The following is a 15,425-nucleotide window of genomic DNA, read 5'->3' on the forward strand; positions in this document are numbered from 1 at the left end:
GCGCCGGTTCTACGGGCGCCGCCCGAGCAGGCTGGCGCCGTACACCACCGCCGCCAGCGCGGTGATCCAGAAGCTCGTCGGCCAGTCCGTATAGAACGAGAGCGCGACGCCGAGCCAGGCCTGGGCGAGCGCCAGCGCGGCCGCGAGCGCGAGGCCGGCACCGAGACGCGTCGTCAGGTTCTGCGCCGCCGCGGCCGGGCCGACCATCAGCGTGAACACGAGCAGCACGCCGACGATCTGCGTGCAGGCGGCCACGGCGAGCGCCGTGATCGCGAGGAACAGCACCGACACGAGCCGCAGCGACACGCCTTTGGCTTCGGCCAGCTCCGGTTGCAGCGAGGCGAATAGCAGCGGCCGCATGATGGCCGCGAGCGCGACGAGGCTCGCGGCCGCGAACAGGGCCAGCACGACGAGCGTGTCGCGGCTCACGCCGAGCACGTTGCCGAACAGCAGGGCCGTGACCTGCGTCGCATAAGCCGTGAAGAAATGCAGGAACAGCAGGCCAAAGCCGAGCGCGAGCGAGAGGATCACGCCGATCGCGACGTCGCGGCCCGCGAGGCGTTCGCCGAGCGCGCCCATGCCGATGCCCGCCGCGAGCGTGAAGCCGGCCATGCCCCAGATCGGCGAGACGCCGAGCAGCACCGCGCCCGTCGCGCCCGTGAAGCCGACGTGCGAGAGCGCGTGGCCGGCGAAAGTCTGTCCGCGCAGCACGAGGAAGTAACCGACGATGCCCGCCAGCACGGCGGTCATGCCCGACGCCGCGAAGGCGTTCACCATGAAGTCGTAATCAAGCATTGCCAGTGGACTCGTGTTCGGGGTCGCCGTGCGAATGCGAATGGGCGTGGCCGTCCGGTTCTTCGTGCGAATGATCGTGTTCGTGCCCGTGGTCGTGCTTTTCGACCTCGACGCCGCCGGACATTACGAAGATGCGTCCGTTCACGCGCATCACGTCGATCGGCGAGCCGTAGAGGCGCGAGAGCACGGGCGGGGTGATGACCTCGTCGACGCTGCCGAGCGCCGCGACGCCGTTGCCGAGATAGAGCACGCGGTCGAGCGCGTCGAGGAGCGGGTTGAGTTCGTGCGCCGAGAACAGCACGGCGATGCCGAGTTCGCGCTGCACGCGGCGCACGAGCTCGACGACGCCGCGCTGACGGTTCGGGTCGAGGCTGATGAGCGGCTCGTCGAGCAGCAGCAGCTTCGGTTTGCCGAGCAGGCACTGGGCGAGCAGCAGGCGCTGGCGCTCGCCGCCCGATAGCTCGGAGAGTGGCCGCTCGCCGAGCGCGCTCGCGCCGACGAGATCGAGCACGCGCGCGACGTCGGCGCGCGTGGCCGCGCTCTCGTGCGGCAGGCCCCAGCGGTGGCCGTCGGCGGCCATCGCGACGAAGTCGCGGCCGCGCACGCGGCGTCCCGCGAGCGCGGTGCGCGTCTGCGGCATGTAGCCGATCGCCGGATTGCCGCGCCGGCTGCCGCCCGTCACGGGCTCGCCGAGCACGCGGATCGTGCCGCGCGAGGCCGGCACGAGGCCGAGCACTGCGCGCATCAGCGTCGTCTTGCCCGCACCGTTCGGCCCGAGCACGCCGATGAATTCGCCCTGGTTCACCGCGAAGCTTGCCTCGCGCAGGATCGTGCGCGCGCCGAGCGAGAGCGTCACGTCCGAGAGTGCGAGCACGGGCGTCGCGGAGGGCGCGCGGTTGTCGGGCACGGACGTCGGGGCGGCGGAGCCGGAGGAGGACATCGGCGGGTTCCTTGTGCGGGCGGAGGCGATTGCCGTTGCCGTTACGGTCGCGTTTTCGGCACCGGCGCGCCCGTCGCGCCGCCGGTGAGCGCCGCGTCGAGCGCGTCGAGCTGCGCGAGCATCCAGTGCTGGAAATTCGTGCCGGCCGGCTCCGTCTCGGTGACGCTCACGGCCGGCACGTGCGATTGCCGCGCGAGTTCTAGCATGCGCTTCGTGAGCGCCTCGGTCGCCTGGCTGTTGTAGATCAGTACGCGCACGCGCCGCTCCCGCAGGTCGCGCTCGAACGCGGCGATGTCCGAGGCGCTGGCCTCCGTGTCGTTCATCGTCGCGATCTGGAACGACAGGTTGCGCATGTCGAGGCCGATCGCCGCCGCCATATAGCCGAACACGGGTTCCGTGGCCGTAACCGGCACGCCCGCGTAGCGCGCGCGCAGCGCGGCGACCTTCGCGTCGAGGGGCTCGAGCGAGGCGAGGAACGACGCGAGGTTGGCGTCGTAGTCGTCGCGGTGCGCGGGATCGGCGGCGTCGAGCGCGGCGTCCACCGCGCGCGCGACGGCCGGCATCGTGCGCGGGTCGTACCAGAGATGAGGATTGTCGCCGGACTTCTTGCCGACGAGGGCGGCCGCGACGATCGTCGTCCGATTCGCACCCGGCGAGACCGAGAGCAGCCGGTCCATCCACGGATCGTAGTCGGCGCCGTTGTAGACGACGACGCGCGCGTGCTGGAGCGCGCGCGCCGTCTTCGGGCTGGCTTCGAACAGATGCGGGTCTTCGTCGGGGTTGCTCAGGATGCTCGTTACGGCGACGTGCGCGCCGCCGATCTGGCGGACCACGTCGCCGTAGAAGTTCTCGGCGGCGACGACCGGCACCGGCGCGTCCTGCGCGCGGGCGGCGGGGGCGAGGCCCGCGGCGGCGAGGCCGACTGCGAGAACGGCAGCGGCGCGCCATGCGGCGAGGCGGCCGGCGGCGCGGGCGCGCATCGGGGCGGTCTTCGGGATTTTGCGGTTCTGGATCGGCATGGCTCGAAAAAAAGGACGCGGCCCGACAGCAGCGACTTCAAGGGCAAAGGCGGAATGATATAACGTAGCCGGGGAATTGGGGGCGGTCGCGGCGATGAGGTTCGGCGCGGGGGCGCCGAAGCGGCGCTCAGGACTCGCCGGACACGACGCGCGCGATCGCCCCGACGGCTTCGGTCGTTGCGTCGTCGGCGCAGCAGTCGATCACGGTGCGTTCCGGCATCGAGCGCAGCCAGGTGAGCTGGCGCTTGCACAACTGTCGTGTCGCGAAGATGCCTTGCTCGCGCATGGCGGCATAGTCGGTTGCGCCGTCGAGATACGCCCACACCTGCCGGTAGCCGACGCAACGCATCGACGGCAGGCCCGGATGCAGATCGCCGCGCGCGCGCAGCGCCCGGACCTCGTCGACGAAGCCCGCCGCCAGCATCGCGTCGAAGCGGCGCGCGATCCGTTCGTGCAGCACGCCGCGCTCGGACGGCTCGAGCGTGACGGGTACGAAGCGGTAGCGCGCCGCGTCGCGATCGTGCGTCCGTGGCGCGGCGAGCAGCGCCGACATCGGCTGCCCCGTCAGCACGAACACTTCGAGCGCGCGCTGGATGCGCTGCGCGTCGTTGGGCGCGAGCCGCGCGGCCGTGGCCGCATCGACGCGCGCGAGCCGCGCGTGCAGTGCGGGCCAGCCCTCGCGGGCCGCGTCGGTTTCGAGCGCGGCGCGCACGGCGGCGTCGGCGGCCGGCAGGTCGTTGAGTCCGGCCGTGAGCGCACGGTAGTAGAGCAGCGTGCCGCCGACGAGGAGCGGCACGCCGTTGCGCGCGAGAATCTCGCCGACCGTGCGCAGCGCGTCGGCGCGAAAGTCGGCGGCCGAGTACGCGTTGACCGGCTCGACGATGTCGATCAGGTGATGCGGGACGGCGGCGCGCTCCGCGGCGGTCGGCTTCGCGGTGCCGATGTCCATGCCGCGATAGACGAGCGCGGAATCCACGCTGACGATCTCGACGCTGCGTCCGGATCGCGCCTCGCGGGCCGCGAACGCGAGCGCCGCCGCGGTCTTGCCCGAGGCGGTCGGGCCGAGCAGGCAGGGGATGGGAATCGCGCGATCCCGGTCCGCGTCGTCCGCGGTGCCGGTTGCCGACGGGACGGCCTTCATTGACCGCGCATGAAGAGCCGGTCCAGATCGGCGAGCGTGAGCTGATACCACGTCGGCCTGCCGTGGTTGCACTGGTCCGCGCGTTCGGTCGCTTCCATCTGGCGCAGCAGCGCGTTCATCTCGTCGAGCGTGAGGCGGCGGTTGGCGCGCACCGCGTGATGGCAGGCGAGCGTACCGAGCATCTCGTGCTGCCGCTCGGTCAGCACGCGCGAGCCGCCCCAGGCCTGCAGGTCGGCCAGCACGGCGCGCGCGAGCGCCTGCAGGTCGGCGTCCTTGAGCAGGGCCGGCACGGCGCGGATCGCGATCGAGGTCGGCGAGAGCACGGCGAGATCGAAGCCGAGCGCGTCGAGCGTGGCCTTCTCTTCCTCGACGACGCCGACCTCGATCGGGCTTGCGGTCATCGCGAGCGGAATCAGGAGCGGCTGCACGGCGAGCGAGCGTTCCGCGAGCGCGAGCTTGAACTGCTCGTAGAGAATGCGTTCGTGCGCGGCGTGCATGTCCACGATCACGAGCCCGCGCGCGTTCTGCGCGAGCACGTAGATGCCGTGAATCTGGCCGAGCGCGAAGCCGAGCGGCTGATCGTCGTGCGGGAGCGGGGCGGCCGCAGCGGCGCCGGCGGCGAAACCCGGGGGCGTGCCGGGCGCGGCGGCCGCGTCGGCACCGGAGATTGCGTCGTGCCGCGTTGTGCCTTGCGGCGTGCCCGCGCCGACGTCGCGGCGGCCGAACAGGGCGTCGTAGAGTGCGAGCGGCTGGGCGACGGGCAGCGACCCCTGGGTCATCCGCGACTGCCGCAGCCAGGTGTTGCCGGCCGTGAGGCCGCCCGCGCCGGGGCGGGTAAAGCCGCTCGTGCCGGCGCCGCCGGTCGTCTCTCCGCCCTCGCCGAGAGTGCCGCTCGCGCGCGCGCCGGCCGTCAGCACGCTCGCGCCGGGCGCGTCGCCGGCCGCGAGATGCGCGGCATGGCCGCCGGCCGTCGTCTCGGGCGAGGCTCCCGCGTGCCGCGCGAGCGCGCGCTGCACGGCGTGGAACACGAACTGGTGGATCGAGCGCGAGTCGCGGAACCGCACCTCGATCTTGGACGGATGCACGTTGACGTCCACGGCTTCGGGCGGCAGGTCGAGGAACAGCACGTAGGACGGAAATCGCTCGCCGTGCAGCACGTCCTCGTAGGCGGCGCGCACGGCGTGCGTGAGCAGCTTGTCGCGCACGAAGCGGCCGTTGACGAAGAAATACTGCTGGTCCGCGCGTCCGCGGCTGGCGGTCGGCAGGCCGGCGCACCCGTAGACCGCGAGCGGACCCGCCGATTCGTCGAGCGGCAGATGGGCCGTGGCGAACGTGTCGCCGAGAATCTTCGCGACGCGCGCGGCCGGTTCGCTCGCGTTCCAGTGTTCGAGCGCGCGGCCGTTGTGCAGCACCGAGATCGCGACGTCGGGGCGGGCGAGCGCGACGCGCCGGACCATTTCGAGGCAATGGCCGAGCTCGGTCTGCTCGCTCTTGAGAAATTTGCGGCGCGCTGGCGTGTTGAAGTAGAGCTCGCGCACCTCGATCGTCGTGCCCCGCGTGCCGGCGGCGGGCGCGAGCGTGCCGGTCTGCGCGTCGATGCGCACCGCGTGCGGCGCGTCGGCCGTGCGGCTCGTGACGAACATTTCGGCCACCGACGCGATCGAGGCGAGCGCCTCGCCGCGAAAGCCGAGCGTCGCGACGCTTTCGAGTTCGGCGAGCGAGCGGATCTTGCTCGTCGCGTGGCGCATCAGCGAGAGCGGCAGCTCGCGCTCGGGGATGCCGTAACCGTTGTCGGTGATCGAGATGCGTTTGACGCCGCCTTCGTCGAGCACGATGCGCAGCGTGCTCGCGCCGGCATCGAGCGCGTTTTCGAGCAGTTCCTTGACGACCGACGCGGGTCGCTCGACCACCTCGCCGGCCGCGATCTGGCTGATGAGCTGGTCCGGCAGCGGCTGGATGGCACGCGGCGCTCGCGGCGCGCGGGCAGCCGGCGCGGCTGACATGGCCGCCGTGGCGTCCAGGCCGGCGCGGGCGCCGTCGGCGGAACCGGCGTCGTCGGAGGAATCGGGATACGAGGACATGCGGGCCATTATAGCGATTCGGCGCGCGCGGCCCGGCCCGCCAACCGGCGCCGGACCGTGTATTTTTCGTGACGTCCGGGCACTTTCGGTATCATGGCGCGGTCAATTTTTCGGCCTCCCGCCGGTCGCCGCAGCCAGCGTCGGGGCCGCCTTGCCAGCCGTCGGCGTGATCGTCCGCCGACGTCATCCGCTCAAGCCATAAGGGACGCCCTTGAATACGCTGCTGCAATTCGCCAACCTCGTTCTCCACATCGACAAGTTTCTCGGCGTTTTCATTCACCACTACGGCGCGTGGGTCTACGCGGTGCTGTTCCTGATCGTGTTCTGCGAAACGGGGCTCGTCGTGCTGCCGTTCTTGCCCGGCGATTCGCTGCTGTTCATCGGCGGCACGTTCAGCGCGGCGCATACGATGAATCTCGGCCTCCTGATCGTGCTGCTCGTCGTGGCGTCCGTGACGGGCAACACGGTGAACTATCTGGTCGGCCGCGCCATCGGGCCGGCCGTGTTCAACACGCACATCCGTGGGCTCGAGCGGTTCCTCGACCGCGCGGCGCTGCAAAAGACGCACGACTTCTACACGCGCCACGGCGGCAAGACCATCGTGCTCTCGCGCTTCATTCCGGTGGTGCGCACGTTCGCGCCGTTCGTCGCCGGCGTCTCGGAAATGGGCGCGAGCCGCTTCCAGGCCTTCAACGTGACGGGCGCGCTGCTCTGGGTGCTGCTGCTCGTGCTGCTCGGCTATTTCTTCGGCAACATCCCGTTCATCCAGCGGTATCTGAACGTGATCGTGCTCGTCGGGATCGGCGCGGCCGTCGTGCCGGTCGCGCTCGGCGGGCTCTGGAGAATGACGCGCGGCGGCGCGCGGCGCCAGGGCCGCCCGTAAAGGCAGGACGAGGCGGGGCGCCCTCGGGTCGCGCGGCGCGCGAGCGGCGCGTTTCCGGCGTCGGATAGCCGGCCTGCCGGAAGGTTTCGACGAGCCGTACGTGTCGTTGTGCGTGGACGGGCGCACGCGACAGGCGGATGCGAGTTGAATGTTCGCGCCGCCGCGAACGTTCAACTCGCGTCAGGCAGCGGGTCGTCGGGCGGGGTGCTATCGCAGAGATAGCCGATGAGCCAGCGGCTCGCCGGTCCCGTCGCCCGGTCCGTGCGCTGGATCAGCGACACGTTGTAGTTCACCGCGCGGCGGTCCGCGAGCGCGACGGGGACGAGCCGTCCCGTTTCGAGGTCCGCGTCCACGAGATGGCGGGGCATCGAGCCCCAGCCGAGCCCGGCCAGCAGCAGCCGGTGCTTCGCGGCCAGATCCCCGAGCTTCCAGGTGCGGGCGCCGTACACGCCGTAGGTCTGCCCCTCGGTCAGGCGGCTGCGGTCCGTCAGCACGAGCTGCGTGTGCTCGCGCGCCTCGGAGATGCGCACGGGCCGGTCCGTGCGCGCGAGCGGATGGCTCGGCGCCGCGACCAGCACCAGCTCGACGGTGCCGATCGACTGCGCCTCGATCACGTGCGGCCAGTTCTGATTCGGCCCGCTGATGCCGAACGCGCAGTCGCCGTCGAGCACGAGCTTGAGCACGCCGCCGAGCGCTTCCATCGTCAGGTTCAGGGCGACCGTCGGAAACGCGCCGGAAAACGCCTGCAGCGCGGCGACGAGGCGCTGCGACGGAAACATCACGTCCACCGCGAGCGACACCTCGCCTTCCAGCCCGCGCTGCAGCCCGGCCGCCTTCGCGCCGAGCTGGCCCATCAGCAGGTCGAGACGGCGCGCGTCGCCGAGAATCGCGCGGCCCGCCTCGGTCAGCTCGGGCTTGCGCCGGCCGCGCTCGAACAGCGCGACGCCGAGCAGCGCCTCGAGATTCGCGATGGTGTAGCTGACGACCGACTGCGCCCGGTCGAGCCGGCGCGCGGCGGCCGAGAAGCTGCCCGTCTCGGCAATGGCGATCAGCGCACGCAGTTGTTCGAGGCTCGGCGAGCGGTCCATTCGATATCCAGAAAATGGATGGTAATAATCAATTCTAGACGATTGTTTGAATATGTCGGGGAAGGTAAAGTCCGCGCACCGCTTTTTCCGGGGGGCGGGCCGGTCGTCGGCGCACAGCCCCGGAGCGCCTTTATTTTTTTCGAACGACCGACATGAAGAAAACCACGCTGACCCTGTCTCTGGCCGCGGCCGTCGCCGCCGCGTTCGCCACGCCCGCGTTTGCCGCCGGCGTCACCTACAACCTCGATCCGGACCACACCTATCCGAGCTTCGAGACCGATCACTTCGGCGGCGTGTCGGTGTGGCGCGGCAAGTTCACGAAGTCGGGCGGCACGGTGGTGCTCGACCGCGCGGCGAAGACGGGGACGGTGGACGTGTCGATCGACGCCTCGTCGATCGACACCGGCAACGCCGCGCTCGACGTGCACGTGCGCTCCGCCGAGATGCTCGACGTCGCGAAGTATCCGACCGCGACCTACAAGGGGACGATCCGCTTCAAGGGCGATACGCCGGCCGAAGTGGTCGGCACGTTCACGCTGCACGGCGTGACGAAGCCGCTCAACCTGACGATCGATTCGTTCAAGTGCTTCCAGAATCCGCTCATCAAGCGCGAGGTTTGCGGGGCGGACGCGAAGGCCGAGTTCAACCGCGCCGATTACGGCGTGAACTACGGCGCCTCGTACGGGTTCAAGATGTGGACCCGGCTGGAAATCCAGGTCGAAGGCGTCAGGGCCGACTGACGCGGGTTGTTGCGGGCCGTCTCGCCCGCGTCCGCGGGCGACGTGCCGTCGGGCAAAGCCGAATGGGGCTTGGGGTCTGTGCGCGCCGACGCGGGCACGGACCCTACAGCACTTCCTCGCCGCCGGGCTCGGACGACGGCGGCCACGGCGACTGCTCGTGGTGCAGGCGCGTGGCGAGCAGCAGGGAGTCGCCGCTCGGCGTCAGGGCCGGCCGGCGATGCCCTTCGGCAAGCTGCTCCAGCATGACGAGTTGACGTTCCATCAGTGTTTCGAGTTCGGCACGGCTCATGTCGATCTGGTCAGGTGCGTTCTTGACCAGCATGAGCGTGGCGAATTCATGGGGGCTCAGCATCGTTGTCTCCCGGTACAGTAAAGCCGTGACCTGGGCACGGGGGACAAAGATTAACTGCGCAACGTGACGGTTAGATGGCCGCGGCCGGCGCCATTTCGATGCGGCGCGAATCGTCCCGTTACGGTTGGTTTCAGACCCGGTTTCGGCCCGGCGCCCGGCCCGAGGCCCGCAAGCCGCCAGCCGGATCGACGCCGCGGCGGCCCGAGTCAGGCCGCCGCCAGCCGGAATACCGCCACGGCCTCGCGCAGCGCGTTCGCCTGCGAGTCGAGCGCCGCCGCCGCCGCGGCAGCCTGTTCGACGAGCGCCGCGTTCTGCTGCGAGACCTGGTCCATCTGCGACACCGCCTGGCTTACCTGCTCGATGCCGTCGCGCTGCTGGTCGGACGCCGAGGCGATTTCGTTCATGATCGTCGTGACGTGCGCGATCGAGCTGCGGATTTCGTCCATGGTCTCGCCGGCCGTGCCGACGAGCCGCGTGCCGGTGCTCACGCGTTCCACCGACGCGCCGATCAGTGCCTTGATCTCCTTCGCCGCGGCGCCCGCGCGCTGCGCGAGCGAGCGCACCTCGCCGGCCACCACCGCGAAGCCGCGTCCCTGGTCGCCAGCGCGGGCGGCCTCCACGGCCGCGTTGAGCGCGAGGATGTTGGTCTGGAAGGCGATGCCCTCGATGACGCCCGTGATGTCGGCGATCTTCTGCGAGCCGCTGTCGATCTCGGCCATCGTCGAGACGACCTCGCCGACCACCTGCGCGCCGCGCTCGGCGATGTCGTTGGCCTTGCCGGAGAGCGTCTGCGCCTCGCGGGCGTGCTCGGCGTTCTGCCGGACCGTCGCGCTCAGTTCTTCCATGCTCGCGGCGGTCTGCTGGAGCGAGGCGGCCTGCTCCTCGGTGCGCTGCGAGAGGTCGCCGTTGCCGGCCGCGATCTGGCGCGTGGCCGTCACGATCGACTCCGAGCTGTGCGCGACCTGCTGCACGGTCTGCGTGAGGCTGCCCTGCATCGTCTTCAGGCCTTCGGCCAGCCGCCCCATCTCGTCGTGCGTGCGCGCCTCGATGCGGCCCGTGAGGTCGCCGCTCGCGATGCGCTGCAGTTGCGCAAGAACGTTTGCCAGCGGGCGCGCGATCGAGCGCTGCAGGCCGAGCGCGCAGAAGGCGCTGACGGCGAGGCCGAGGGCGATCAGCGCGAGGCCGGCCGCGCGCAGCAGCGCGAAGCGCCGCTGTGCGGAAGCGAAGGCCTCGCGACCGTGGTCGATCTTCCAGTTCGAGAGCGCGTCGGAGGCTTTCGTGAGCGCGACCGAGAGCGGCGGCACGCGCTTCATCGCGATGTCGTCGGCCGTGTCGTGGTCGCGCTTCTTCAGCGCGTCGACCATCGGCATGATGGCCTCGCCCAGCATGGCCGCGCGCGCCGTGCCGACCGCTTCGGCGAGCCTCGCTTCGTCGCCTTCGTGAGGCAGCTTCATGTAGTCGTCCCAGGCGCCGTTCGACACCGCGAGGTAGTCGAGCGCCTTGTCGATGAGCATGGGCGTGTCGGACGACTCGGGGTGCAGCATCACGCGGTCGAGCGTGGTGCGCACGATCGTGAGGTTCAGGTTGGCCTTGCCGATCGCGAGGGCCGAGGCGAGCTGGTTCGAGTAGGCGTAGCGCAGGTCGGCGTCGGCGCGCTGCATGCCGGACTGGGCCAGCGCGCCCGTCACGACGACGAGGGCGCCGAGCAGGGTCATGGCGATCCAGAGGCGGGCGGAGATGGACAGGCGGGCAAGCATGGCAGGGGTCTCCATGGTCGTTATTCGGGGCGCCGACCCGTTGCCTTGCCGCTTCGTCAGGGCTGCCTGGCGATGGCGTGGTATTTCTCGCCGCACGGATCTGCTTGCCCCGTATTTACGGCCGCGGATGCCCGGGACTTGAGGCCCGCGCTCCCAAAAATCCGCCGGGGTGCGTCCGGCTCAATGCGCCTGCCGGCCCGGCGCATGCGTGGCGTCGAAGTCGGCCGGCCGCGCGTCCGTCAGCGCGCGCGCCGCCGGACGCAATTCGCCGTCGAGCACGGCCTTTGCCGTGGCGAGGTCGAGCGCGCCTTCCCAGCGCGCGACGACAAGCGTTGCCACGCCGTTGCCGATCAGGTTCGTCACGGCGCGCGCCTCGTTGAGGAAACGGTCGACGCCGAGCAGCAGCACGAGCCCCGCCACCGGAATGCGGTGCATCGACGAGAGCGTCGCCGCGAGCGCCACGAAGCCCGCGCCCGCCACGCCCGCCGAGCCCTTCGAGGTCAGCAGCAGGACGCCGAGCACGATGAGCTGGTCCCAGAGCGAGAGCGGAATGTTCATCGCCTGGGCGACGAAGAGGGCGGCCATCGTCAGATAGATCGAGGTGCCGTCGGCGTTGAACGTATAGCCCGTCGGCAGCACCATGCCGACGACCGACTTGCGGCAGCCGAGCTGTTCGAGCTTCACGAGCATCTGCGGCAGCACGGCTTCCGTCGAGGCCGTGCCGAACGTGATGAGAATTTCGTCGCGAATGTAGCGCAGGAATTTCCAGAGCGACAGGCCGCACAGCCGCATGACGACGCCGAGCACGACCGCGACGAATACGACCGAGGTGAAATAGACGCAGAACATCAGTTCGCCGAACGACTTCAGCGTGCCGATGCCGTAGCGGCCGACCGTGAACGCGATGCCGCCGAATGCGCCGATGGGCGCCACGTACATGACGATGCGCACGACGCCGAACATGGCCTGCAGGAACATGTCGAGCATGTCGATGAGGGGCGCGCTGCGCGGACCGACGCGCGCGAGCGCGATGGCGAACAGCACCGAGAAGAAGATCACCGGCAGCATGTCGCCGTTGGCGAACGCGCCGACCACCGTGCTCGGCACGATGCTCATGAAGAAGTCGAGCATGCCGTGCTGCTTCGCGGCATGGGTGTAGGAGGCGATGGCCGCGCTGTCGATGTGCGACGGGTCGATGTTCATGCCGGCGCCGGGCTTGAGCAGATCGACGACGACGATGCCGATGGCGAGCGCGATCGTGGAGACGACCTCGAAGTAGACGATCGCCTTCACGCCGACGCGCCCGGCCTCGTGGATGTCGTTCATGCGCGCGATGCCGACCACCACCGAGGCGAAGATGACCGGCGCGAGCAGCATCCGGATCAGCTTGATGAAGAGGTCGCCGAGCGGTTTCATCTGCGCGCCGAGGTCGGGGCTGAAGTGCCCCAGCAGCACGCCGGCGACGATGCCGATCAGCACCTGAACGTAGAGCTTCGACAGGCTCCTGCGGATTGTCTGAATACGCATTCTTGTCTCCTTGCGGACGCTTTGGCCTGGCGCCTCTCGTTCGGCGCTCTGTGTCTGCGGGCGGTGCGTCGTCCGTCCGGCGCCGCCGCGATCCCCGTTTGCGGGCCGTTAGCCGCGCGCCCGCCGGCTTCTGCGCGGGCGCGCGGCGGAACGGCCGGCGGCCTAGCTCGCGAGCGCCTGCATTTCGCGGTACAGGTCGCTCTTGCCTTCGAAGCCGATGCCCGGCAGGTCGGGCATCGTGATGTAGCCGTTCTCGACCTTCACGCCGTCGGGGAAGCCGCCGTAAGGCTGGAACAGGTCCGGATACGACTCGTTGCCGCCGAGGCCGAGGCCGGCGGCGATGTTCAGCGACATCTGGTGGCCGCCGTGCGGGACGCAGCGCGAGGGCGACCAGCCGTGCTGATGCAGCATCTTCAGCGTGCGCAGATATTCGACGAGACCGTAGGCGAGCGCGCAGTCGAACTGGAGCCAGTCGCGGTCGGCGCGCATGCCGCCATAGCGTATCAGGTTGCGCGCGTCCTGCATCGAGAAGAGGTTTTCGCCCGTGGCCATGGGCTTGTCGTAGTAGTTGCGCAGCGTGGCCTGCAGCTCGAAGTCGAGCGGATCGCCGGGTTCCTCGTACCAGAACAGGTCGTATTGCGAGAGCGCCTTGGCGTACTGGATCGCCGTGTCGAGGTCGAAGCGGCCGTTCGCGTCGACGGCGAGCTTCTGGCCGTCCTGGAGCACGTCGAGAATCGCGTCGATGCGGCGCAGGTCCTCGTCGAGCGACTCGCCGCCGATCTTCTTCTTGACGACCGTGTAGCCGCGGTCGAGGTAGCTGCGCATCTCGTCCTGGAGCTTGCGCTTGTCCTGGCCGGGGTAGTAGTAGCCGCCCGCGGCGTAGACGAACACGCGCCGGTCGGGCTCGCCGCTGCCGTAGCGCTCGGCGAGCAACTGGAAGAGCGGCTTGCCGGCGATCTTCGCGACCGCGTCCCAGACCGCCATGTCGATCGTGCCGATCGCCACGGAGCGCTCGCCGTGCCCGCCCGGCTTCTCGTTCAGGAACATCGTGTCCCAGATCTTGTGCGGGTCGAGGTTGGCGCCGCTCGCGTCGACGAGCGAGTCCGGATCGGCGGCCATGACGCGCGGGATGAAGCGCTCGCGCATCAGCGTGCCCTGGCCGTAGCGGCCGTTCGAGTTGAAGCCGTAGCCGACCACGCGCTTGCCGTCGCGCACGACGTCGGTGACGACGGCCACGAGGCTCAGCGTCATCTTGCTGAAGTCGATGTAGGCGTTGCGGATCGACGAGCTGATCGGTACCGTTTTTTCGCGAATCTCAACAATCTTCATTCCTGCCTCCGGATGCCTGTACTGTGTCCGCGGCGCGCCGCGAACCGCCAAGAACCGACAGGTTACGTCTTGCCGGGCGCGCTAGAATTCAGCCGGAGTTATTTGATAATTCACTTTTCGTGAAAACTGACCTCACCTCCGACCTCGAGTTCTTCGTGCTGCTGGCGCGCTTCGGGAGCCTGTCGGCCACGGCGCGCGCGCTCGACCTGACGCCGCCGGCCGCGACGCGGCGACTTGCCCAGATGGAGGCGAAACTCGGGGTGCGGCTCGTGAACCGGACCACGCGCACGGTGAGCCTGACGCCCGAGGGCGAGACCTATCTCGAGCACGCGACGCGCATCCTCGCCGACGTGCGGACCATGGAGGAGGCCGTGTCGAGCAGCCTGGCCGCGCCGCGCGGGCTGCTGCGCGTGAACGCGACGCTCGGCTTCGGCCGCACGACGATCGCGCCGCTCGTCTCGAAGTTCGCGAACCTCTATCCCGAGGTGGAAGTGCAGTTCGAAGTGACCGACCGGCCCGTCGACCTCGTCGAGCACGGTTTCGACGTGGCGGTCCGCTTCGGCGAGCTGCCCGACAAGCGGCTCAACGCCCGCCGCATCCTGTCGAACCGGCGCTTTCTCTGCGCTTCGCCCGCCTATCTCGAACGCTACGGTACGCCGGCCAGCGTGACCGACCTGGTCCGGCACCGCTGCATCGTGCACCGGCAGAACAACGACGCCTACGGCATCTGGCGCTTCGTGCGCGACCAGCATCGCGAGGTGGTGAAGGTCCACGGCATGCTGTCGAGCAACGACGGCGACATCGTGCTCGGCTGGGCGCTCGACGGACACGGCATCCTGATCCGTTCGGAGTGGGATCTGTCGCGCTATCTGGAGAGCGGGCGGCTGAAGGTGGTGCTGCCGGACTTCGTGCTGCCGTCGGCGGACCTGTTCGTCTATTACCCGAGCCGGCGCAATCAGCCCGTCAGGGTGCGGGCGTTCATCGACTTTCTGGTCCGGCATTTCCAGCCGGGTTCGAAGGCGTGAACGTGGGCAGGGGGCAGGTGGGGAGGCGCCGCGACGCGGAAGCCTCCCCGTCGCGGCGCGAAGCGCGGGCCGGTTTTACGATTCGACGTCGGCCAGACTAAAGATTTCGGTCTGGTCGTTGTACGAGAAGATTTCCCCGTAGCGGCCCCAGCCGATCACGGCGTCGAGCGTTTCCTCCGCCGCACTGTCCGAGAGGAAGTCCTCGAGTTCCTGCTCGAAGCGCACGCGCGGCGCGCGATGGCCCGGCCGCTCGTTGAGCACCGCCCGGATGCGCGCCGCCAGCGGCACGTGCTTCAGCAGATGCTCCGCGAACATCATCTTGCGCTTTTGCGTGTCGTATTCGGCGAACGTGTGGGCCGCGGGCGTCAGGAGCACGTCGCCTTCGCGGACGTCCGCAAAACCCAGGTGATGGAGCGTTTCGGCGATCGGGAACAGGTCGTCCACTTCCAGGTGCAGCGAGCGCGCGATTTCCGGCATGTCGGCCTTGCCGTGGTAGGGCGCGGCGGCCAGCATCTCGATCAGGCCGGCCATCAGGTTCGTCGAGACGTTGGGGAGCCAGCTACCGAATTCGATCCCGCCGCGCGTGGCCTCGCCGGTCTGGCGTGCGGTCATCTGCGCATAGATGTCGTCCACCAGCTTCCTGAACGCCGGGTCCAGCCGGTTGCGCGGATGCCGGAACGGCACCCTGATCTCCGCAATCACCCGCCCCGGATTCGACGACAGCACCAGAATCCGGTCGCACATGAAC

At 69.6% G+C, this 15,425-nt stretch carries 14 protein-coding genes; 3 read left to right on the plus strand and 11 right to left on the minus strand.

Annotated elements, in window-relative coordinates:
• Positions 1-9: 9 nt before the first annotated feature.
• From CY652_RS19385 to mutL, 5 genes are all read right to left on the minus strand, one after another.
• The gene (locus CY652_RS19385) at positions 10-795 is read right to left on the minus strand and encodes a metal ABC transporter permease (protein ID WP_102132340.1); all 786 of its coding nucleotides are present in this window, start codon (positions 793-795) and stop codon (positions 10-12) included.
• Complete coding sequence (locus tag CY652_RS19390) at positions 788-1,735, minus strand: ABC transporter ATP-binding protein (protein WP_102132341.1); 948 nt, start codon at positions 1,733-1,735, stop codon at positions 788-790. Before CY652_RS19390 ends, CY652_RS19385 begins: the two co-directional genes overlap by 8 nt.
• Before the next feature lie 41 nt (positions 1,736-1,776).
• The gene (locus tag CY652_RS19395) at positions 1,777-2,754 is read right to left on the minus strand and encodes a metal ABC transporter solute-binding protein, Zn/Mn family (protein ID WP_180970672.1); all 978 of its coding nucleotides are present in this window, start codon (positions 2,752-2,754) and stop codon (positions 1,777-1,779) included.
• Positions 2,755-2,881: 127 nt separating this feature from the next.
• Positions 2,882-3,895 carry a tRNA (adenosine(37)-N6)-dimethylallyltransferase MiaA gene (gene miaA / locus CY652_RS19400; RefSeq protein WP_102132342.1) on the minus strand — a complete coding sequence of 338 codons (1,014 nt, stop codon included), beginning with the start codon at positions 3,893-3,895 and terminating at the stop codon, positions 2,882-2,884.
• On the minus strand, positions 3,892-5,898 hold the full coding sequence (mutL, locus tag CY652_RS19405) for a DNA mismatch repair endonuclease MutL (RefSeq protein WP_258002376.1): 2,007 nt from the start codon (positions 5,896-5,898) through the stop codon (positions 3,892-3,894). The genes miaA and mutL overlap by 4 nt, the downstream gene beginning before the upstream one ends.
• A gap of 289 nt (positions 5,899-6,187) precedes the next feature.
• Between mutL and CY652_RS19410 the strand changes: the two genes are divergently transcribed.
• Positions 6,188-6,859, plus strand: a complete 672-nt coding sequence (locus CY652_RS19410) for a VTT domain-containing protein (RefSeq protein ID WP_102132343.1) — start codon at positions 6,188-6,190, stop codon at positions 6,857-6,859.
• A 170-nt stretch (positions 6,860-7,029) separates the two neighbouring features.
• On the opposite strand, the gene CY652_RS19415 is transcribed toward CY652_RS19410, so the two are convergent.
• Positions 7,030-7,947 carry a LysR family transcriptional regulator gene (locus CY652_RS19415; protein WP_102132344.1) on the minus strand — a complete coding sequence of 306 codons (918 nt, stop codon included), beginning with the start codon at positions 7,945-7,947 and terminating at the stop codon, positions 7,030-7,032.
• Positions 7,948-8,099: 152 nt separating this feature from the next.
• Between CY652_RS19415 and CY652_RS19420 the strand changes: the two genes are divergently transcribed.
• On the plus strand, positions 8,100-8,687 hold the full coding sequence (locus CY652_RS19420) for a YceI family protein (RefSeq protein ID WP_102132345.1): 588 nt from the start codon (positions 8,100-8,102) through the stop codon (positions 8,685-8,687).
• A gap of 103 nt (positions 8,688-8,790) precedes the next feature.
• Here CY652_RS19420 and CY652_RS19425 read toward each other — a convergent pair whose 3' ends face one another.
• The 4 genes from CY652_RS19425 to CY652_RS19440 all read right to left on the minus strand — a co-directional run bounded on the left by CY652_RS19425 (position 8,791) and on the right by CY652_RS19440 (position 13,652).
• Positions 8,791-9,039 (minus strand): hypothetical protein, encoded by a 249-nt coding sequence (locus tag CY652_RS19425; protein ID WP_180970673.1) that lies wholly within the window; start codon positions 9,037-9,039, stop codon positions 8,791-8,793.
• Between the two features lie 206 nt (positions 9,040-9,245).
• Complete coding sequence (locus CY652_RS19430) at positions 9,246-10,811, minus strand: methyl-accepting chemotaxis protein (RefSeq protein ID WP_180970674.1); 1,566 nt, start codon at positions 10,809-10,811, stop codon at positions 9,246-9,248.
• Between the two features lie 165 nt (positions 10,812-10,976).
• Positions 10,977-12,323, minus strand: a complete 1,347-nt coding sequence (gene dctA / locus CY652_RS19435) for a C4-dicarboxylate transporter DctA (protein ID WP_102132347.1) — start codon at positions 12,321-12,323, stop codon at positions 10,977-10,979.
• 162 nt (positions 12,324-12,485) lie between these two features.
• Positions 12,486-13,652, minus strand: coding sequence for a mandelate racemase/muconate lactonizing enzyme family protein (locus tag CY652_RS19440; RefSeq protein WP_102132348.1), 1,167 nt, complete (start codon positions 13,650-13,652; stop codon positions 12,486-12,488).
• Positions 13,653-13,771: 119 nt separating this feature from the next.
• Here CY652_RS19440 and CY652_RS19445 point away from each other — a divergent pair, with 119 nt between their 5' ends.
• A complete protein-coding gene (locus tag CY652_RS19445; protein WP_102132349.1) occupies positions 13,772-14,677 on the plus strand; it encodes a LysR family transcriptional regulator in 906 nt (301 codons plus the stop codon).
• A 75-nt stretch (positions 14,678-14,752) separates the two neighbouring features.
• On the opposite strand, the gene CY652_RS19450 is transcribed toward CY652_RS19445, so the two are convergent.
• A partial coding sequence (locus CY652_RS19450; protein ID WP_180970676.1) for an AAA-associated domain-containing protein occupies positions 14,753-15,425 on the minus strand: 673 nt, incomplete at its 5' end.

This window comes from Burkholderia sp. WAC0059 (assembly GCF_002870125.1).
GTDB lineage: Bacteria > Pseudomonadota > Gammaproteobacteria > Burkholderiales > Burkholderiaceae > Paraburkholderia.

Excerpts from the sequence above, each read along its gene's own strand:
- CY652_RS19385 (WP_102132340.1), bottom strand. The coding sequence starts at position 795 with ATGCTTGATTACGACTTCATGGTGAACGCCTTCGCGGCGTCGGGCATG.
- CY652_RS19390 (WP_102132341.1), bottom strand. The coding sequence starts at position 1,735 with ATGTCCTCCTCCGGCTCCGCCGCCCCGACGTCCGTGCCCGACAACCGC.
- CY652_RS19395 (WP_180970672.1), bottom strand. The coding sequence starts at position 2,754 with ATGCCGATCCAGAACCGCAAAATCCCGAAGACCGCCCCGATGCGCGCC.
- miaA (WP_102132342.1), bottom strand. The coding sequence starts at position 3,895 with ATGAAGGCCGTCCCGTCGGCAACCGGCACCGCGGACGACGCGGACCGG.
- mutL (WP_258002376.1), bottom strand. The coding sequence starts at position 5,898 with ATGTCAGCCGCGCCGGCTGCCCGCGCGCCGCGAGCGCCGCGTGCCATC.
- CY652_RS19415 (WP_102132344.1), bottom strand. The coding sequence starts at position 7,947 with ATGGACCGCTCGCCGAGCCTCGAACAACTGCGTGCGCTGATCGCCATT.
- CY652_RS19420 (WP_102132345.1), top strand. The coding sequence starts at position 8,100 with ATGAAGAAAACCACGCTGACCCTGTCTCTGGCCGCGGCCGTCGCCGCC.
- CY652_RS19425 (WP_180970673.1), bottom strand. The coding sequence starts at position 9,039 with ATGCTGAGCCCCCATGAATTCGCCACGCTCATGCTGGTCAAGAACGCA.
- CY652_RS19430 (WP_180970674.1), bottom strand. The coding sequence starts at position 10,811 with ATGGAGACCCCTGCCATGCTTGCCCGCCTGTCCATCTCCGCCCGCCTC.
- dctA (WP_102132347.1), bottom strand. The coding sequence starts at position 12,323 with ATGCGTATTCAGACAATCCGCAGGAGCCTGTCGAAGCTCTACGTTCAG.
- CY652_RS19440 (WP_102132348.1), bottom strand. The coding sequence starts at position 13,652 with ATGAAGATTGTTGAGATTCGCGAAAAAACGGTACCGATCAGCTCGTCG.